This is a genomic window from Allobosea sp. 05T438 (assembly GCF_056396025.1).
This window is the reverse complement of the sequence record NZ_JBFTKQ010000002.1, coordinates 446,702-464,839: the sequence shown is the minus strand read 5'-3', so window position 1 is coordinate 464,839 and position 18,138 is coordinate 446,702. Positions and strand designations below refer to the sequence as shown.

Genomic DNA, 18,138 nt, shown 5'->3' with positions numbered 1-18,138 from the left:
GCTAAGGCGTTGCGACGTAACCGTCGCGGCGCGGATCTGCGGCACCTGTGGACACGCCGGTCGCCGGATCGACGGCGACCGCCTGCATGCCGCCGCAGCGCATCGTCCAGCCGACATCGAAGGCGCGGGCATCATGGCCGCGCCGGACGAGCTCGTCGATGGTCTCAGGCGCGACCCGGTTCTCGATCTCCACGAGGTGACCGTCCCAGAGCCGGGCGCGCGGCGCCTCGATCGCCTCCTGCAGCGGCAGGCCGAAGACGAGGTGCTGGACCATCGCCTGGGCCTGCGTCTGCATGATGCCGTAGCTGCCGGGCGTGCCGAGCGCGAGCACCGGTTTGCCGTCGCGCGTCGAGATCGACGGGGACATGCACATCGCCAGCGCATCGCCGGGCTTGGCCCGGTTCGGGCTGCCGGTCTGCACATCCGCCCAATACAGGAAGTTGTTGAGGCACAGGCCCGTGCCGGGCACGACGACGCCGCTGCCGAAGGGGCTGCCGAGGCTCTGCGTGATGCAGATCAGGTTGCCGTCGCTGTCGGCGATCGAGAACGACGTCGTATGCGCCGGGTCCTCGCTCTCCTGCGGCGTCCACTGCTCGGTCGGCCCCGTCACCGGCTTGCCGTCGTTGAGGCGCTTGCGCAGCCGCTCCACCGCGTCGTCGGACAAGAGTTCGGCGAGCTTGTCAGGGCCGGGGTTGTTGTGGGCGATGCGCTCGCCGGCGGCGAGGCGGATCGCGCGGTAGACGAGGTCGAGATGATCAGGCCCGTCCTTCCTCAGGGCGGCGAGGTCGAGCCCGTCGAGCAGGCGCAGCGTCAGCAGGAACTGGAAGCCTTCGCAGGGCGGCGGCGGCACATGAACGCTCAGCCCGTGGAAGCTCGCCGCCAGCGGCTCGCGCCACACTGTCTTCACCGCCGCGAGATCGGCCATGGTCATCGAGCCGCCGAGCGCTTGCAGATGGGCAATCACCTTCTCGCCGAGGGCGCCGCGGTAGAAGTGATCGGGCCCCTTCTCGGCGATCTCGCTGAAGGTTTGGGCGAGGTCGGACTGCACCAGCAGCGAACCGAGATGCAGCGCGCCGCCGGGCTGATAGTTCTGGGACCACGCCGGATAGAGCGCGGGGCGGCCCTGCAGCAGCGGATCGTTCTCCTCGAACTCCGCCGCGCCGAACTCGGCTAGCGCGAAACCATCCCGCGCCAGCGCGATGGCCGGCGCGAAGATCTCCGGCAGCGATTTGCGGCCGTAGGTCTTCGCCAGCTCGCACCAGCCGGCGAGGTTGCCGGGGGCGGCGACGGCGAGCGGGCCGCGTTCGAGATCGCTGCGTTTGCTGAAGCGTTCGGCCGGGAAGCTGGCCGGGATCGGCGGTACGAAATCGAGCACCCGCACGCGCCGCTCGGCGGCGACCCATAGTGTCGCAAAGCCCATCCCTGCGAGGCCGGACATGAAGGGCTCGACGACATTGAGCGCGGCGGCGGTGGCGGCTGCGGCATCGAAGGCGTTGCCGCCCTGCGCCAGCAATCTCGCGCCGGCCTGTGCCGCCAATGGATGGGCCGCGGCGACCATGCCGTGGCGGGAGGTCATGGTGGGGCGGCGGCCGTGCATCTGCGTCTCCTCGTCGTCTTCCGCGACGATCAGAGCATGATTCCAGCGCTAGAACAGGCTGCCTTGCCCGTCATCCGTGGGAGGCCGGGTCGCTTTGCGCGCATGGCGCTTCGGCGCTTCGGGGGGCTCCTGGTCGGGCAGCTCGGCCAGAGGCAACTGCACCTCCGGACTGTCATTGGCGACCTTGTTGACGGCGTTGCCGATGGCGACTGCTTCCAGCAGATCGTCCGGCGGCGGCTTGAGCATGCGCCTGGTCTGCTCGGCCGTGGCCTGCGGATCGAGCCACGCAGCATAGTCGCGCGGATCGAGAATGATCGGGCAGCGGTGGTGGATGGCGGCCATCAGGCCGTTCGCCGGACCGGTCATCATCGCGACCGTGTCGATCTCGGACCCATCCGGGGAATGCCAGGTCTCCCACAGCGCGGCGAAGGCGAAGAAGCCGCGATCGGGCCGGCGGAACAGAAAGGCCTCGCTCTGCGCCTGCCGGCCGGCACCGCTGCGCCGCCATTCATAGAAGGCATCGGCGGGCAGCAGACAGCGCCGGCGCGTCAGAGCATTGCGGAAAGACGGCTTCTCGGCGGCGCTCTCGCTGCGGACGTTGATGACGAGCGGAAAGTCCCTCGCGTCCTTCACCCAGCCGGGAATGAAGCCCCAGCGCATCAGCAGGAAGCGCGGTGCCCCGTCATGCACGACCACCGCAGGCACCGGCTGTGTCGGCGCGATATTGTAGCGCGGCGGGAAGTTCGGCTGCTCGCGATAGCCGAAGGCCTCGCGCATCGCTTCAGGGGGGAGGGTGATCGCATAGCGTCCGCACATGCCGGCTGTTTACGTCGAGACGAGGCGGTCAGATCAACACTTTCTTTCCGGTTGGCCAAACATAGTCGCGCCGATTCCGGGGCAGAAGATGAGTGCCATCGCGACGAATGTGCTGGCCGAGGTGCCGGTGGGACTGGCTGGAAGCGTCGACGCTCCCCGTCTCTCGACCGATTTCCTCAACCGCTACAGCGAAGCCCTGATGCTGATCGAGATGGCCGGCATGGACGAGAGTCTCGTCGCCGATCTCCAGGCCTGGCAGAGCATCAGCTATCGCGAGCATTTCCGAAGCTCGCCCTTGCGTTGCGCGGCTTCGGCGCTGGCGGCCTATGACCGCATCGAGCCCGTCCACGCGAGCGCTTTCGAGGATGTCTGCCGATCGATGACCCGGCTGGTGCGCACCGTGACCGCGTTGCTTGCAGAGACGCCGCAACCGAAGGAGCTGCCGATGATCGTCGAGGTGGCGAGCGATGCGCTGCGCCGGCAGATCGCCCGCGCCACGCAGTTCATCAACGCCAACGGCATGATCGACATCACGGCCGTCGAGGATGCTGTTCTGCAAGCGCAGATCGATGCGCTGTTGACGCGCTGATCACGCTTTCCGCCGCGCCCCGACGAGGAACTCCCGGTTGCCGTCGCCTCCGTCGATCGGGGAGGGGATCGGTCCGTCGACCGTGAAGCCAAGCGCACGCAACGCCGTGACGATATCGTCGCAGACCTGATGCTGAATCGCTTCGTCCCGGACGATGCCCTTTTTGAGGGCGGCGCGGCCGGCCTCGAACTGGGGCTTGATCAGCGCCGCGATGCCGGCAGCCGGCGCGAGCAGCGCGGCCACGGCCGGCAGCACCAGCTTGAGCGAGATGAAGCTGACGTCGATCGCTGCAAGGCTCGGCCGTTCCGGCAGGGATTCCGAGGCCAGCGTTCGGATGTCCTGGCCTTCGAAGCTGGTGACGCGCGGATCGGTCCGCAGCGAATTGTGGAGTTGGTCGCGCCCGACATCGACGGCGACGACATGGCGTGCGCCGCGCTTCAGCAGGAGATCGGTGAAGCCGCCCGTCGAGGAGCCGACATCGAGGCAGACCAGCCCTTGCGGATCGAAGCCGAAGGCATCGAGGGCGCCGGCGAGCTTGAGGCCGCCGCGCGAGACGTAAGGGTGCGGCGCCTCAGCGGTCAGCTCGGCGTCATCAGCCACCATTTCCGAGGCCTTGCGTACCGGCCGGCCGGCGACGCTGACGAGCCCGGCGGCGATAGCGGCCTGCGCCCGCGCGCGGCTCTCGAAGAAGCCGCGCTCGACGAGCAACTGGTCCGCGCGGCTTTTCATGGGTGAATATCAGGCGCGCTTGACGACGTTCGGCGCCCCGAGCGCGCCATCGACTGCGGCGACGATGCCTGCGGCGTCGAGCCCGGCGGCGGCATACATCGCGTCGGGCTTGTCGTGATCCTGGTAGACGTCAGGCAGGGTCAGCGTCCGCACCTTCAAGCCCGCATCGAGCGCGCCGCTGCGCGCCAGCAGATGCAGCACATAGCTGCCGAAGCCGCCGACCGAGCCTTCCTCGATTGTGATCAGGATCTCATGCTCGCGGGCGAGCTTGAGGATCAGCGCCTCGTCGAGCGGCTTGGCGAAGCGCGCATCCGCGACCGTGGTCGAAAGCCCGCGCTGCGCCAGCAGGTCGGCCGCCTTCAGCGCTTCCGCGAGGCGCGTGCCGAGCGAGAGCAGGGCGACGCGCGTGCCTTCGCGCACGATGCGGCCCTTGCCGATCTCCAAGGGCATGCCGACATCCGGAATCTCGACGCCGACGCCTTCGCCGCGCGGATAGCGGAAGGCGATCGGCCCTTCGTCATAGGCGGCGGCGGTCGCGACCATATGGGTGAGCTCGGCCTCGTCGGCCGCCGCCATCACCACCATGTCGGGCAGGCAGGCGAGATAGGCGATGTCGAAGGAGCCGGCATGGGTGGCGCCATCCGCGCCGACAAGCCCGGCCCGGTCCAGCGCAAAGCGAACGGGGAGCTTTTGCAGCGCCACATCGTGGACGATCTGGTCATAGGCGCGCTGCATGAAGGTGGAGTAGATCGCGACGAAGGGCTTGTAGCCCTCGGTCGCGAGCCCGGCCGCGAAGGTCACCGCATGCTGCTCGGCGATGCCGACGTCGAAGGTGCGCGAGGGAAACTCCTTGCCGAAGGCATCGAGCCCGGTGCCGGACGGCATGGCGGCGGTGACGGCGACGACCTTCTCGTCCTCCCGCGCCTGCTTGATCAGCGCGTTGGCGAAGACGCCGGTGTAGCTCGGCGCATTCGCCGGCGCCTTGGCCTGCAGGCCGGTCACGGGATCGAACTTGACGACGCCGTGATATTTGTCGGCGCTGGCCTCGGCCGGGGCATAGCCCTTGCCCTTCTGCGTCACGACATGGACGAGGATCGGCCCGTTCCCGGCGTCGCGGACATTGCGCAGCACCGGCAGCAGATGGTCGAGATTGTGCCCGTCGATCGGCCCGACATAGTAGAAGCCGAGCTCCTCGAACATCGTCCCGCCGGTCCAGAAGCCGCGGGCATATTCCTCGGTGCGCTTCGCCTTGTCGTGGAAGAAGCGCGGCAGCCGCTCGGCGAGCTGCTTGGCGACTTCGCGCAGGGAACGATAGGTGCGCCCGGACACCAGCCGCGCCAGATAGGCCGACATCGCGCCGACCGGCGGGGCGATCGACATGTCGTTGTCGTTGAGGATGACGATCAGGCGCGAACCGAGCGCGCCGGCATTGTTCATGGCTTCATAGGCCATGCCGGCCGACATCGCGCCGTCGCCGATCACGGCGATGACGTTGTTGCGCTCGCCCTTGAGATCGCGCCCGACGGCCATGCCGAGCCCGGCGGAGATCGAGGTCGAGGAATGGGCTGCGCCGAAGGGATCGTATTCGCTCTCGGAGCGCTTGGTGAAGCCTGAAAGGCCGCCCGGCTGGCGCAGCGTGCGGATGCGCTCGCGCCGCCCGGTCAGGATCTTGTGCGGATAGGCCTGGTGACCGACATCCCAGATCAGCCGGTCGCGCGGGGTGTCGAAGACATGATGCAGCGCGACGGTGAGCTCGACCACGCCGAGCCCGGCGCCGAGATGTCCGCCGGTGACGGAAACGGCGTCGATCGTTTCCAGCCGCAGCTCATCCGCCACTTGCCGAAGCTGGGCATCGTCGAGCTCTCGCAGATCGGCGGCATCGTGGATCGTGTCGAGCAGAGGAGTCGCAGGGCGTGGCACGAGGCTGTCCGGGCTCGTTGGAATGGTTCTGTCCTGAAATAGTGCCTGCGCGCCGCGCTGGCAAACCACGGTTGGGATCTGCCTCTGCATCGGCGAGGCAGCATCTTCCCACGAAACGGGTGGTTCCCACGCCTGCAAGGCTTTTCAGTGTCCTCACGACTGCTTCTGAGGACATCAAGCGATGAACCCGACCGATATCACACCGCTGCCGGCGGCATTCAGGCGCATCGGCTGGTCCAATCTCTCTGCCCAGTTCTCGGAGCAGATCGCGCTGGCCGCCGCACCCTTGGCTGCGGTTCTCCTGCTCTCGGCCGGTCCGGCCGAGACCGGCTGGCTGCAGACGGCGCAGACTTTGCCCTTCCTTCTGCTGTCGATTCCCGCAGGGCTGATGGTCGACCGTGCCTCGCGGCGCCGGCTCATGGTCGGCACGGAAGCGCTGCGTGCGCTGTCGCTGCTCGCCATTCCGTTGCTGCTGGTCTCCGGTGGCCTCAACCTCACCTGGCTCGCCGTGCTCGGCGCGCTCGGCGCCGTCGGTACGGTCTGCTACAGCGTGGCGGCACCGGCCTTCGTCCCATCCGTAGTGCCGCGCGCCCGGCTTGCGGACGCCAATCGCTGGCTGGAGCTGGCGCGCAGCGCCGCCTATGCCGGGGGCCCGGCGCTCGGCGGGGCGCTCGTCGGGTGGATCGGCGTGTCGACGGCTTACGGTCTGGCGGCCGGGCTCTCGATCCTCGCCGCGCTCCTGCTGGCTGGCCTGCCGAGGGATGAGGCGCCGTCCGGCCCACGACGCGATCTCCTGCACGATTTGAAGGAGGGCGCTCGCTTCGTCGCCGGGCACGATCTGCTGAGGCCGATCCTGGTGACGGCAGTCTTCTTCAACGTCTCCTGGTTCGTCTTCCAGGCGGTCTATGTGGCATACGCCGTCCAGAATCTCGGCCTCGGTGCGACCGAGGTCGGCGTCACCCTCGGCATCTACGGCGCGGGAATGATCGTCGGCGCCGTCCTCGCCCCTCATATTGCGCGGCAGGTCTCTTTCGGGACGCTGATCCTGCTCGGGCCGCTCGCCGGTCTTTGTGCAGCCGCGGTGATGCTTGCCACGCTCTGGATTCCGTCCGTCAATCTGGTCGGCACGAGCTTCTTCCTGTTCGGTGTCGGGCCGATCATCTGGACGATCTCGACGATGACATTGCGGCAGGCGGTCACTCCCAATGCGATGCTCGGTCGTGTCTCTGCCTTGATCATGACGGCGACCTTCGGCGCGAGGCCGCTGGGTGCCGCGATCGGCGCATCCGTGGCGGCGCATTTCGGCATCGCCGCGTGCCTGGGGCTCGCGACGGCAGGCTTCCTGGTTCAGTTGCTCGTCATCGCTTTTTCCCAGGTGCCGAGGCTGCGGGACCTGTCCGAGATTGCCTGAACGGGGCGGCGAGAGCCGGCCGACTGTTTCAGCCCTCGGGAAGCGGAATGAACTCCTTGTCGTCGCCGGGCACGGTGTCGAAGCGCCCGGTCTTCCACTCCTGCTTGGCCTGCTCGATGCGCTCCTTCGACGAGGAGACGAAGTTCCACCAGATATTGCGGGGGCCGTCCATCGGCTCGCCGCCGACCAGCATCAGGCGGCTCTGGTCGACCGCGAGGATGGAGATGCGGTCGCCCGGCCTGAAGACGAGCAGCTGGCCGGCGCCGAACTCCTCGCCGGCGATGTCGATCTTGCCCGAGACGATATAGACTGCGCGCTCGTCATAGTCGGGGTCCAGCGGCAGGATGGAACCGGGCGAGAGCACGGCTTCGGCATAGAGCGCCTCCCAGGGGAACTGCACCGGCGAGGTCTGGCCATAGGCCGAGCCCATGATCAGGCTGATGCGCTTCCCGCCTTCTACGATCCTCGGCAGTTCGGGAGCGCCGTGATGCACGAATTGCGGGGCGATCTCCTCATGCGTCTTCGGCAGGGCGAGCCAGGCCTGGATACCGTAGAGCTTCGGGCCCGTGGCCCGCGCCTCCAGTCCGGTCCGCTCGGAATGGACGATGCCGCGCCCGGCGGTCATCAGGTTGACCGCGCCTGGCTTGATCGCCAGCGCCGTGCCGAGCGAGTCGCGGTGCATGATCTCGCCGTCGAAGAGATAGGTGACCGTCGAAAGGCCGATATGCGGATGCGGGCGGACGTCGAGCCCTTCCCCGAGATGGAATTCGGCCGGCCCCATCTGATCGAAGAAGATGAAGGGGCCGACCATGCGCTGGCCGATCGCGGGGAGGGCGCGGCGGACCTGGAAACCGCCGAGATCGTGCGTGCGTGGCACGATCACCTTTTCGATGGCCTCGCAGGAGCGGGCATCGCCCAGGATCGGGTCGTCGGCGGGCAGTTGCGACATGGCGGCCTCCTTGGTTGGGACGAAGCGTGATCCCGATCGCGCTCGCGGGCAAGCAGGCCGGCTGCAACCGGCCGCTGGCAGAGGCGCAATCTCAAGGTCCCCGCTGTCGGGGCCGCAGCCGTTCCGGGTCAGCCGTCGACGTCGAGCGGCGTCGTGCCCGTCGGTTTGCCGTCGGCGCCGAGCGTAATGCGCTCGATGCGGGCTTCCGCCTGCTTCAGAAGCGCGTCGCAGCGTGCCTTAAGAGTCTCGCCGCGCGTGTAGATCGCGATCGACTCCTCAAGCGGCACGTCGCCGCGCTCCAGCCGCGCGACGATGCCTTCGAGCTCCTTCATCGCCGCCTCGAAGGGCAGGGCCGCGATATCGGCATTCGGATTGTCTTGAGACTTGCTGTCTTGGCTCACGGACCGATTCCTCTTTGCCGTGAGCTTATCGGCCGGAGCGCGCCTTGCCGCAACCCGGTTCGTCGGAGGCCGATCAGACCGGCAGCGCCGAGGTCTTCTTGATGGTGCGCAGCGTCAGTGTCGACTGGACGCGCGTGACGCCCGGCAATTGCGTGATGATGTCGGTGTGGATGCGCTCGAAATCGGCGCTGTCGCGATAGATCACGCGCATCAGATAGTCATGCGCGCCGGCGAGCAGATGGCATTCGAGGATCTCCGGCAGGCTCTGCACCGCCTGCTCGAAGCTTTCCAACGAGGCGCGGCCCTGCTGGTCGAGCGTGACGAAGACGAAGGCCGTGCCGGGAAAGCCCGCGATCTTGTCGTCGAGCATCATCGCATAGCCGCGGATCAGGCCGCTTTCCTCGAGCTGCCGCACGCGCCGCAGGCAGGCCGAGGGCGACAGATGCACCTTCTCGGCGAGGTCGGAATTGGTGATGCGGCCGTCCTGCTGGAGAAGCCGCAGGATGGCGCGGTCGCGCGAGTCGAGCTCGATCATCATGGTCACTGCGGAAACCTCCCGCGCGATGCATCGTCGCAAATTTCGTCCGATGCAAGCAATCTTCTGCGTTGATCTTGGGCGGATGCGCTTACATCCGCAGCTTCTTGCCTTGACCTTGCAGGAATATGCGCGGCCGCGCAGGCCGATTCAGGCCAGGGGCATGGCGAAAGGCGTGCCTTCGAAAGCATCGGCGCCGCGACCGATTCGTCCGATCGCACGGATCATCCGGCCGCGACGGCCGAGCACCGCGTCGGCGAGGGCGATGAGCCGGGCATTGGGCGTCGCTGAGGGAGCGGCGATCCTCAGCGCGTCGGCGGCCTCCTCCTCGTCGCGGCCGGGGTTGAGCGCACAGGCGGCGATATAGGCTGCAGCCGTCGAGCGGCTGATGCCCGCCCAGCAATGAATCACCATGGGCGCCTCACGGTCCCAGTCGCGCAGGAAGGCGATGAGCCGCTCGACATGGTCCTGCCCGGCCAGGACATGGCCCTCCAGCGGCGTGCTGATATCCGACATGCCGAGGAAGAGGTGGCGGTTTGCATCGATCCCGGCCGGTCGCTCGACGGGCGTGCCGGCATTGATCAGCGTCACGAGATGGCGGGCGCGGACGGCGGCGACGGTCTCGCTCAACCTGGACAGCGGGCAAACGTGAAGGCTTGGCAAGGGACGGCTCCGGATGTCTCGGCGCGAAACCGGTGGGGCAGACGATAGCATGATCGACAGTGCCGACGTCTCCATGACATGGAAGCCGCGACCCATCGACCCGCCACGGCGAAAGCTCCCATGAATCTCTGGCTCCGGCTGATCTGGCTCCTGCTGACGACCCGTTTCCGTCCGGGACTCGCCTTGCCGGGGGAGGCGTCCGTTCTGCCTTTCCGCGTCTGGTTCCACGATCTCGACACCAGCCTGCACATGAACAATGGCCGCTACTGGGCGCTGATGGATCTCGGCCGGCTCGATCTGATGCTGCGCAGCGGGCTGTGGCGGGCGGTGCTGCGCCATCGCTGGCTGCCTGTGGTCAATGCCGGCACGATCCGCTTCCGCCGCGAAATGCGCCTGTTCCGGCCGTTTCGGCTGGAAACCAGGATCCTGTGCTGGAGCGAGAACTGGCTGGTGATGCAGCACCGCATGCTGATGCGCGGTCGCGATGGCGGGGAGATCGTCGCGGCCGTCGCGCTGGTCCGCGCAGCGCTCTACGACAAGGGTGCCCGGGCCTATGTGCCGGTCGCGCGCCTGCTCGGCGAGATCGGCATCGACGTGGAAAGCCCGGCGCCGACCGCGGAGGTGGCGGCTTTCCTCGCCTCCGAGGAATCCATGCGCAGCGCCGCCTCGGGGGCTGGCTGAAAGCGGCTATTCCGCCGCCAGCCGCGTCGCGCGCCACTGCGCCAGCAGGGCGCGCAACGCCGCGGGCTTCAGCGGCTTGTTCAGCAGATAGACGTCGAGCGCATTCGCCGCCTCGCGGACATGCGGCGTCCTGTCGGCGGTGAGCAGGATCGCCGGCATCGGCGTCCGCGCCCGCGTCCTCAAGGCACTGATCGCGGTGAGCCCGTTGCCGTGGTCGAGATGATAATCGGCGATCAGCACATCGGCCTCGCCCTTGCCGCCGACATGCGGCAGGGCTTCTTCCAGGCTCGGCGCGGTCCTGACCTGGCAGCCCCAGCCTTCGAGCAGCCTTTTCATGCCGTCGAGAATGGCAGGCTCGTTGTCGATCACCAGCAGCCGCATTCCGGCGAGCTGGCCGGCCGGGGCCTGCCGCGGCGCGGCCCCGGTCGCCATCGCCGGCAGGGGCGCGGCGCGCGGCACCAGAACCGAGAAGCGCGTCCCGCGCCCGGGAGCGGAATCGAGCGTCAGCCCATGGTCGAGCGCGCGCGCGATACGCTGGACGATCGATAGCCCAAGGCCCAGGCCGCGCGCCACCTTGGCACCCTGGTCGAGCCGCTGGAACTCGCGGAACACGGTCTTCTGCTTGCTCTGCGGGATGCCGAGTCCGGTGTCGATCACCTCGACCGCGACCTGATTGCCCCGGCGGCGGCAGCCGATCAGAACCTTGCCGTTCGGCGTGTATTTGATCGCGTTCGAGATCAGGTTCTGCAGCAGCCGGCGCAGCAGGCGCCGGTCCGAGCGCAGCGCGAGGCTGCTCGGCATGAAAACGAGCTTCAGGCCCCTCTCCTGGGCGCTCGGCTCGAACTCGCGCTGGAGCTGGCGCATCAGTTCGTCGAGGCGGAAAGAGGACAGCTCGGGCTTCAGCGCGCCGCCGTCGAGCCGCGAGATTTCGAGCAGCGCGGTCAAGATCTCCTCGACCGCATCGAGCGAGGCATCGATGTTCTCGGCGAGATCGGGCTCCCCGGCGGAGCGGTCGCGCTCGACCAGCGAGGTCGCATAGAGCCGCGCGGCGTTCAGCGGCTGCAGGATGTCGTGGCTGGCGGCGGCGAGGAAGCGTGTCTTCGAGGCGTTCGCGGCTTCGGCCTCCGCCTTGGCGCGCTGGAGTTCGGTATTGACGTGCAGCAGCTCCTCGGTGCGCTCGGCGACGCGCTTCTCGAGGCTCTCATTGGCGCGTTCGAGTTCTTCCTCGCCGGCCACGGTCTCGGTGATGTCGGTGTAGGTCGTGACGAAGCCGCCATCCGGCAGGGCGTTGGTGCGGACCTCGATCACCTTCTTCGAGGGATAGAGCTTAAGTCGCACCGGCTCGCGGTCCTTGATGAAGCTCTCCAGCCGCGCCGCCATCAGCTCGTCCTGGGCGCCATCGCCGTAGGCGCCGCGCGCCGCGTTGAAGCGGACGATCTCATCGAGCCCCGTGCCGAAGCGCACCAGCGAGGGCGGCAGGTCGTAGAGCTGGATGAAGGCCTGGTTCCAGGCGAGCAGCCGCAGGTCGCGGTCGAGCACCGTGATGCCCTGGCCGGCATGGTCCAGGCCGTGCTGCAGGATGTCGCGGTTGTACTGGAGGGCCGCGGAGGCGTCGTCGAGCAGCTTGAACGCGGCCTCGGTCGAGAGGTTGCGCCGCTTCAGCAGGAGGGAGAGCACGAGCCGCGACGAGGCCGCGCCGATTGCCGAGGAGAGCAGATGTTCGCCGAAGCGCAAGAGATGGATGTCGGCGTCTCGATTCGGGTCCGACGTTTCGCCGCGGCTGGAGTTGAAGCCCTCAAAGGCCCGCTCCGTGCGCTCCTGCCCGAGATAGCGCGCGATCGTCGCCTGGAGCTCGCCTTCCGTGATGCTTGTCCGCCAGAGCGAGAAGGACTGGGCCATGGCCGCGGGCTGCGACTCGACGAAGGCGTTGGCCTGCAGCCGCTCCATCGCGTTTGCGGGCCTGAGCAGCGAGAAGCCGACATAGGCGAGGATGTTGAGGCCGAGGCTCCAGAACACGCCATGCGGCAGCGCCGGCCAGTCGAGCCCGAACAATGCTTCCGGCCTGAGGCTCTGCGCGCCGAAGGGACCCTCCGCGACGACCTCGCTCCACCAGCCGCCGGGCAAGGCGAGGCTCGGCATCAGCAGGGTGTAGGCCCAGACGAGCGTGCCGATCGTCAGCCCGGCCGTCGCGCCGAGGGCCGTACCGCGCCGCCAGAACAGCCCGCCGAAGAAGGCCGGGGCGATCTGCGCCGTCGCGGCGAAGGAGAGCAGGCCGATCGAGACCAGCGCCGCCTCGCCCGAGGCCCGATAATAGACATAGCCGAGCAGGATCACGAGGAAGATGCCGAGGCGGCGGATGATGACGACCTGTGAGCCGAGATCGCCGCCCGTGCTGCCATTGCCGTCGCTGAACAGTCGGCGGGAGCGGGTCGGGTCGCTCAGCGCGCGACGCACGCGCAGCAGCACCGGCATCACGATGTGGTTGGAGATCATGATCGCGAGCGCGACGGAGGCGACGATCACCATCGCCGTCGCCGCCGAGAGGCCGCCGACGAAGACAAGGAGTGCGATCACGCCCGCGTCGCGCTGCAACGGCAGCAGCAGCACGGTCATGTCGCGATCGATCCCGCTGCCGGGCATCATGATCTCGCCGGCCGCCGCCAGCGGCAGCACGAACAGGTTGATCAGCACGAGGTAGAGCGGGAACATCCAGGCTGCCCGCCGCACGTCGCGGACGTCGCGGTTCTCCACGATCGTCATGTGGAACTGGCGCGCCAGCAGCAGCGCCGCGCAGCTCGACAGCAGGGTCAGCGTCAGGAAGTTCGGCCAGCTCGAGGTCCGCTCCCAGATCGGCACCGTCCCCTCTGGTGGGTTCGCTGCCTGGGCGAGCAGATCGCCGGGGCCGCCGAACAGGCCGTAGACGATGAAGAAACCGAGCACGAGGAACGCCACGAGCTTGATCAGAGATTCGACCGCGATCGCGAGCACGAGCCCGTCCTGATGCTCGGTGGCGTCGATGTGGCGCGTGCCGAAGGCGCAGGCAAAGCCGGCGAGCACGATCGCGACAACGAGGGGCAGGTCGCTCAGCAGCGGCACGCCCGGCACCAGCGCATGCCCGCCCGTCGCGGTGAGGAAGACCGAAAGCGAATTGGCCACGGCCTTCAGTTGCAGCGCGATATAGGGCAGCGCGCCGATGACGGCGACGATGCAGGCCAGCGCCGCCACGCGCTCACTTTTGCCATAACGCGCGCCGACGAAATCCGCGATCGAGGTGATGTTCTGCGATTTGGCGATGCTGACGATGCGCGCGACGAAGCGGTGTCCGAGGCCGATGACGAGGATCGGCCCGACATAGATCCCGAGGAAGTCGAAACCGGCGCGATTGGCGAAGCCGACCGAGCCGTAGAAGGTCCAGGAGGTGCAGTAGACGCCGAGCGCGAGCGCATAGATCGTGGTGCGCGCCCGGCCGGTCATCAGCTTGCGCCCCGAAGTGTCGGCGATATGCGCGACGGCGAACAGCCCGCAGAGATAGGCGAGCGCGACCAGGATGACGGTCCACGCCGGAATCATGCCGTGATCCCTGGCGCGACGATGCGCGAGCGAGGCCGGAGTTCAGGCGTCATGAGCTTCCGCTTCGAGTTTTGCGGCAGTTTATCGGACGCGCCCCGAGCCCGCCATAGGACAAAGGCGCAAGTCATCCCCAGCTCTTTGCCGCAAAAGCCCCGATGCGCCTGATTCGGCCGGGCATTTAGGCTTTTCCTGCTCTGTCGGGTTGGTCTAGCGTTCGGGACCGACTGACGGGGAAGTGTCGTCTGCTAGCTCAGGGGTGCAGCATGCTGAAGGAATTCAAGGAATTCGCCCTGAAGGGCAATGTCATCGACCTCGCCATCGGCGTGGTCATCGGCGCGTCCTTCGGCAGGATCGTCGATTCTCTCGTCCAGGACATCATCATGCCGTTCATCGGCGCGCTCGGCGGCGTCGATTTCTCGAACTACTTCTTCGGCCTCAATCGTGCCGTTACGGCGCCTGTTCTGGTGGAGGCCAAGAAGCAGGGCGCCGTTCTGGCCTACGGCAACTTCGTCACGGTGGCGATCAACTTCGTGATCATCGCCTTCGTCCTCTTCCTCGTGGTCAAGGGCATCAACCAGCTCAAGCGCAAGGCTGAGGCCGCCCCGGCGTCGCCGGCTGCGCCCCCGGCCGATGTCGCGCTCCTCACCGAGATCCGGGACCTGCTCAAGCAGCAGAAGAACGTCTGACGCATTCGCCTGCGTGGCCGCGATTCATCACGGCGGCCGATTGACCTGATCTCGCGATTTCATGCCAGCCGGCGCCGCGATCGGCTAAAGGAGGGCATCGAATGTCGCGAGGTCGATGCTGATGAACACCGCCACTCTGCCCGGCAGCACCCTGGTCGCGGAGCTCCGCCCGGAAGCCGTCAACGCACCGGAAAGCGGCATTGTCGAGGTGATGAACTACGGCCGGCTGCGGCCGGGCCTGATCCCGCTCTGGGTCGGGGAGGGCGATCTGCCGACCCCGTCCTTCATCAGCGATGTGGCTGCGCGCTCGCTCGCTGCCGGCGAAACCTTCTACACCTGGCAGCGCGGCATTCCCGAGCTGCGCGAGGCGCTGGCGCGCTATCATGAGCGCCTCTACGGGCAGAGCTTCTCGCCCGAGCGCTTCTTCATCACCGGCTCGGGCATGCAATCGGTCCAGATCGCGGTCCGCATGATCGCCGGGCCCGGCGACGAGCTCATCATCCCGACACCGGCCTGGCCCAATTTCGGCGCGGCGGTCAGCGTTGCCGGAGCGCGCACGGTTTGTGTCCCGATGGACTATGCGCAGGGCCGATTCACGCTCGATCTCGACAAGCTCGCCGGCGCGATCACGCCGAAGACGCGCGGTATCCTGATCAACTCGCCCTCCAACCCGACGGGCTGGACCGCAACCCGCGGGGAGCAGGAGGCGCTCCTCGCGCTCTCGCGCAAGCACGGCATCTGGATCATTGCCGACGAGATCTATGGTCGCTTCGTCTTCGACGGTTCGGAGCGCGCGCCCTCCTTCCACGACATCATGGGGCCGGAGGACCGCGTCGTCTTCGTCCAGACCTTTTCGAAGAACTGGGCGATGACCGGTTGGCGCATCGGCTGGATCGAGGCGCCGGAAGCCTTCGGCCAGGTCATCGAGAACCTGATCCAGTACTCGACCTCCGGCTCGCCGGTCTTCGTGCAGCGGGGCGCGGTCGCAGCGCTCGACGATGGCGAGGGCTTTGTCGCCGAGCAGATCGCGCGCGCCGCCGAAGGCCGACGCATCATTTTCGAAGGTCTCAAGGCGACGAATCGCGTGGCGCTCTCGGCGCCAGTCGGGGCGTTCTACCAGTTCTTCTCGGTCGATGGCCGCGACGATTCCCGCAAGCTGGCGCTCGAATTGGTCGACAAGGCCAATGTCGGCCTCGCTCCCGGCACGGCCTTCGGCCCCGGCGGCGAAACGGGGCTGCGCCTTTGCTTCGCCCGCAAATCCTCCGATCTGGTCGAGGCGGTGGCCCGGCTGCAGCAGGCTCTGGCGACGATCTGAGCCGCCGCGCCCGCAGCGCAGGGCAGCCTTGCGCGGGGCAGCCCGCTCGCCGATTGACCGGTGCCGCGCCTGCCGCCATGAACGCTCCGGCGCTGCCCCGATCGGCGCGCCCGGAGCGCAATGAGACCCTTCGGCTACCCCACGAACCGGCTGACGATCCTCTGGCGGGAGGCGCTCGTCATTGCTTTGGCAGCCCTGGGCGGTGGCTTGTTCGCGTTGCTCGGCATGCCGGCCGCCTGGCTCTCGGGCTCGATGCTGCTGAGCACGGCCGTGGCCCTGATGCGCCCGCTCCCGACACTGCGCCGGCCCTGGTTCGACGCGACGATGGTGCTGTCCGGCACCATTCTCGGCTCCTCCGCCACGCCTGAGGCGCTGGCCGCTGCCGCGCGCTACCCTGCCTCGCTCGCCGTGCTCCTCGTCGGTGTCGCCGCGATCATGCTCGCGACCGGTGCCTATCTGCGTCATGTCGCACGCTGGCCCTGGATCGACGCGCTGCTCGCCGCTGCGCCCGGCGCGCTCTCGACCGTGCTCGCCGTGGCCCAGGCCAAGGGCGCCAATATCGGGCGCATCTCGGTGGTTCAGCTGTTCCGGCTGCTCGTCCTGGTCGCCTGCCTTCCCAGCCTCATGCAGGCGACCGGCATTTCTACCGGAGCTCCCATCCCGGTTGCGGTGTCGATCAGCCCCGGCACCATGCTGTGCGTGACGATGGCGGGGTTGCTGCTTGGCCTCGGCCTCGATCGGCTGGGGCTCTCGGCACCGCTGATGTTCGGCGCGACCTTCGCCAGCGCGATCCTGCATGGCAGCGGCCTGATCGAGGGCACGCTGCCGCAGCCGGTCCAGATCGCCGTGCAGATCCTGCTGGGCTCGACGATGGGCGGGCGCATTGCGCATATTCCGCGCGAGGAGCTCAAGGGGCTGTTCCCGCTGGCGATCGGCGGCTTCGCCGTCTCGATCGGCGTCGCCTTCCTGTTTGCCTGGCCGGCGGCCTGGCTCGCCGGCACATCCTATGCCAGCGGCATGATCGCCTTCGCGCCGGGCGGGCTGGAAGCGATGGCGATGCTGGCTTTCGCGATGGGGCTCGACACGCTCTATGTCGGCGCTCACCACCTCGTGCGCTTCGTCATCATCGGCCTTGCCATGCCGCTGCTGCTGACGCGGGTGAAGAACGAGCCGCCACGCTGAGGCAAGTCGCGGCGGCGTTCAGCCGCCTGGCCGCATCGCGCCGTTGGTGTGCGTCATCACGGAATAGAGCGAAGTCGTGCCGCAGATGAACAGGCGGTTGAGCTTGGGCCCGCCCCAGCAGACATTCGCTACGATCTCCGGGATCGCGACCTTGCCGATCAGCGTGCCGTCCGGGTGGTAGATGTGGACGCCGTCGGCGGCGCTCGTCCAGATGCGACCTTCGCTATCGAGGCGAAAGCCGTCGAAGAGCCCGGCCGTGCAGGTGGCGAAGACCTTGGAGGCGCCGAGCGTGCGCCCGTCGCTGCCGATCGTGAAGCTGCGGATATGCCGCGGTCCGTTCTCCGGATCGTGGCTCGCGCCTGTATCGGCTATGTAGAGGACGTCCTCGTCGGGCGAGAAGGCGAGGCCGTTCGGCTTGACGAAATCATCGGAGACGATGGAGATCTCGCCGGTCTTTCCGTCGATGCGGTAGACGTTGCAAGCACCGATCTCGCCCGGCGCCTTGTCGCCCTCGTAGTCGGTCAGGATGCCGTAGTCGGGATCGGTGAACCAGATCGAGCCATCGGACTTCACCACCACGTCGTTGGGCGAGTTCAGCCGCTTGCCGCCATAGTGGCTCGCCAGCACGGTGATCGAGCCGTCATGATCGGTGCGCGTCACCTGCCGCCCGCCATGCTCGCAGGTGACGAGCCGGCCTTCCGCATCGACGGTGTTGCCGTTGGAGTTGCGTGCCGGCTGGCGGAAGGTGCCGACATGGCCGGAAAGCGCATCGTAGCGCAGCATGCGGTTGTTAGGGATGTCCGACCAGACCAGCGAGTTGTGCGCCGGGAACCAGGCCGGTCCCTCCGACCAGCGCGCGCCCGTCCACAGCCGCTCGACACGTGCCGAGCCCGGGATGACGCGGTGGAACCGCGGATCGAGGACCGAAACCCCTGTGCCTTCGAGCACGCCGAACATGTCATCCCTCCCTTGCCACCGGATCGTCATTCTCGGGCGAAGCGAAGCGCAGACCCGAGAAACTCAGGCAGAAAGAGCAGCTGTCTTGTCTTGAGATGCTCGGGTCAAGCCCGAGCGTGACGGCGCGGCACGATCTC

At 67.7% G+C, this 18,138-nt stretch carries 16 protein-coding genes; 6 read left to right on the top strand and 10 right to left on the bottom strand.

Annotation, left to right across the window (positions count from 1 at the left end; all coding sequences use genetic code 11):
- Nucleotide 1: 1 nt before the first annotated feature.
- Both AC1DIN_RS06040 and AC1DIN_RS06035 read right to left on the bottom strand, forming a co-directional pair.
- Complete coding sequence (locus tag AC1DIN_RS06040) at nt 2-1,597, bottom strand: gamma-glutamyltransferase family protein (protein WP_476809056.1); 1,596 nt, start codon at nt 1,595-1,597, stop codon at nt 2-4.
- A 48-nt stretch (nt 1,598-1,645) separates the two neighbouring features.
- Nucleotides 1,646-2,413 (bottom strand): SOS response-associated peptidase, encoded by a 768-nt coding sequence (locus AC1DIN_RS06035; protein WP_476809055.1) that lies wholly within the window; start codon nt 2,411-2,413, stop codon nt 1,646-1,648.
- 88 nt (nt 2,414-2,501) lie between these two features.
- Between AC1DIN_RS06035 and AC1DIN_RS06030 the strand changes: the two genes are divergently transcribed.
- Entirely contained in the window at nt 2,502-3,002 is a 501-nt protein-coding gene (locus tag AC1DIN_RS06030; protein WP_476809054.1) for a hypothetical protein, read from the top strand.
- On the opposite strand, the gene AC1DIN_RS06025 is transcribed toward AC1DIN_RS06030, so the two are convergent.
- On the bottom strand, nt 3,003-3,731 hold the full coding sequence (locus AC1DIN_RS06025) for a TlyA family RNA methyltransferase (RefSeq protein ID WP_476809053.1): 729 nt from the start codon (nt 3,729-3,731) through the stop codon (nt 3,003-3,005).
- A 9-nt stretch (nt 3,732-3,740) separates the two neighbouring features.
- Nucleotides 3,741-5,651, bottom strand: a complete 1,911-nt coding sequence (dxs, locus tag AC1DIN_RS06020; RefSeq protein WP_476809052.1) for a 1-deoxy-D-xylulose-5-phosphate synthase — start codon at nt 5,649-5,651, stop codon at nt 3,741-3,743.
- 181 nt (nt 5,652-5,832) lie between these two features.
- On the opposite strand from dxs, the gene AC1DIN_RS06015 reads away from it, so the two are divergent.
- On the top strand, nt 5,833-7,062 hold the full coding sequence (locus tag AC1DIN_RS06015; RefSeq protein WP_476809051.1) for an MFS transporter: 1,230 nt from the start codon (nt 5,833-5,835) through the stop codon (nt 7,060-7,062).
- A 28-nt stretch (nt 7,063-7,090) separates the two neighbouring features.
- Here the strand turns inward: AC1DIN_RS06015 and AC1DIN_RS06010 are convergent, their stop codons facing one another.
- From AC1DIN_RS06010 to AC1DIN_RS05995, 4 genes are all read right to left on the bottom strand, one after another.
- Nucleotides 7,091-8,011 carry a pirin family protein gene (locus AC1DIN_RS06010; RefSeq protein WP_476809050.1) on the bottom strand — a complete coding sequence of 307 codons (921 nt, stop codon included), beginning with the start codon at nt 8,009-8,011 and terminating at the stop codon, nt 7,091-7,093.
- A gap of 128 nt (nt 8,012-8,139) precedes the next feature.
- Nucleotides 8,140-8,412, bottom strand: a complete 273-nt coding sequence (locus AC1DIN_RS06005; protein WP_476809049.1) for an exodeoxyribonuclease VII small subunit — start codon at nt 8,410-8,412, stop codon at nt 8,140-8,142.
- Nucleotides 8,413-8,485: 73 nt separating this feature from the next.
- Complete coding sequence (locus AC1DIN_RS06000) at nt 8,486-8,950, bottom strand: Lrp/AsnC family transcriptional regulator (RefSeq protein ID WP_441468969.1); 465 nt, start codon at nt 8,948-8,950, stop codon at nt 8,486-8,488.
- Between the two features lie 147 nt (nt 8,951-9,097).
- Nucleotides 9,098-9,610, bottom strand: a complete 513-nt coding sequence (locus AC1DIN_RS05995; protein WP_476809048.1) for a tyrosine phosphatase family protein — start codon at nt 9,608-9,610, stop codon at nt 9,098-9,100.
- A gap of 120 nt (nt 9,611-9,730) precedes the next feature.
- On the opposite strand from AC1DIN_RS05995, the gene AC1DIN_RS05990 reads away from it, so the two are divergent.
- Nucleotides 9,731-10,291, top strand: a complete 561-nt coding sequence (locus AC1DIN_RS05990) for a thioesterase family protein (RefSeq protein ID WP_441468723.1) — start codon at nt 9,731-9,733, stop codon at nt 10,289-10,291.
- 6 nt (nt 10,292-10,297) lie between these two features.
- Here the strand turns inward: AC1DIN_RS05990 and AC1DIN_RS05985 are convergent, their stop codons facing one another.
- Entirely contained in the window at nt 10,298-13,861 is a 3,564-nt protein-coding gene (locus AC1DIN_RS05985) for a hybrid sensor histidine kinase/response regulator (protein WP_476809047.1), read from the bottom strand.
- A gap of 263 nt (nt 13,862-14,124) precedes the next feature.
- Between AC1DIN_RS05985 and mscL the strand changes: the two genes are divergently transcribed.
- The 3 genes from mscL (at nt 14,125) to AC1DIN_RS05970 (ending at nt 17,044) form a co-directional block, all read left to right on the top strand.
- A complete protein-coding gene (mscL, locus tag AC1DIN_RS05980) occupies nt 14,125-14,547 on the top strand; it encodes a large conductance mechanosensitive channel protein MscL (protein ID WP_441468721.1) in 423 nt (140 codons plus the stop codon).
- A 121-nt stretch (nt 14,548-14,668) separates the two neighbouring features.
- The gene (locus tag AC1DIN_RS05975; protein WP_476809046.1) at nt 14,669-15,862 is read left to right on the top strand and encodes a pyridoxal phosphate-dependent aminotransferase; all 1,194 of its coding nucleotides are present in this window, start codon (nt 14,669-14,671) and stop codon (nt 15,860-15,862) included.
- Between the two features lie 120 nt (nt 15,863-15,982).
- Nucleotides 15,983-17,044, top strand: coding sequence for an AbrB family transcriptional regulator (locus AC1DIN_RS05970; RefSeq protein ID WP_476809045.1), 1,062 nt, complete (start codon nt 15,983-15,985; stop codon nt 17,042-17,044).
- Nucleotides 17,045-17,062: 18 nt separating this feature from the next.
- Here AC1DIN_RS05970 and AC1DIN_RS05965 read toward each other — a convergent pair whose 3' ends face one another.
- Nucleotides 17,063-18,001, bottom strand: coding sequence for an SMP-30/gluconolactonase/LRE family protein (locus AC1DIN_RS05965; protein WP_476809044.1), 939 nt, complete (start codon nt 17,999-18,001; stop codon nt 17,063-17,065).
- Nucleotides 18,002-18,138 lie beyond the last annotated feature (137 nt).

What these genes read in the sequence shown, in the direction of transcription:
- AC1DIN_RS05975 (WP_476809046.1), top strand. Translation starts at nt 14,669, where the DNA reads ATGAACACCGCCACTCTGCCCGGCAGCACCCTGGTCGCGGAGCTCCGC.
- AC1DIN_RS05965 (WP_476809044.1), bottom strand. Translation starts at nt 18,001, where the DNA reads ATGTTCGGCGTGCTCGAAGGCACAGGGGTTTCGGTCCTCGATCCGCGG.
- AC1DIN_RS06015 (WP_476809051.1), top strand. Translation starts at nt 5,833, where the DNA reads ATGAACCCGACCGATATCACACCGCTGCCGGCGGCATTCAGGCGCATC.
- AC1DIN_RS06000 (WP_441468969.1), bottom strand. Translation starts at nt 8,950, where the DNA reads ATGATGATCGAGCTCGACTCGCGCGACCGCGCCATCCTGCGGCTTCTC.
- AC1DIN_RS06040 (WP_476809056.1), bottom strand. Translation starts at nt 1,597, where the DNA reads ATGCACGGCCGCCGCCCCACCATGACCTCCCGCCACGGCATGGTCGCC.
- AC1DIN_RS05970 (WP_476809045.1), top strand. Translation starts at nt 15,983, where the DNA reads ATGAGACCCTTCGGCTACCCCACGAACCGGCTGACGATCCTCTGGCGG.
- AC1DIN_RS06035 (WP_476809055.1), bottom strand. Translation starts at nt 2,413, where the DNA reads ATGTGCGGACGCTATGCGATCACCCTCCCCCCTGAAGCGATGCGCGAG.
- AC1DIN_RS06010 (WP_476809050.1), bottom strand. Translation starts at nt 8,011, where the DNA reads ATGTCGCAACTGCCCGCCGACGACCCGATCCTGGGCGATGCCCGCTCC.
- AC1DIN_RS06025 (WP_476809053.1), bottom strand. Translation starts at nt 3,731, where the DNA reads ATGAAAAGCCGCGCGGACCAGTTGCTCGTCGAGCGCGGCTTCTTCGAG.
- mscL (WP_441468721.1), top strand. Translation starts at nt 14,125, where the DNA reads ATGCTGAAGGAATTCAAGGAATTCGCCCTGAAGGGCAATGTCATCGAC.
- AC1DIN_RS06030 (WP_476809054.1), top strand. Translation starts at nt 2,502, where the DNA reads ATGAGTGCCATCGCGACGAATGTGCTGGCCGAGGTGCCGGTGGGACTG.
- AC1DIN_RS05985 (WP_476809047.1), bottom strand. Translation starts at nt 13,861, where the DNA reads ATGATTCCGGCGTGGACCGTCATCCTGGTCGCGCTCGCCTATCTCTGC.
- AC1DIN_RS05990 (WP_441468723.1), top strand. Translation starts at nt 9,731, where the DNA reads ATGAATCTCTGGCTCCGGCTGATCTGGCTCCTGCTGACGACCCGTTTC.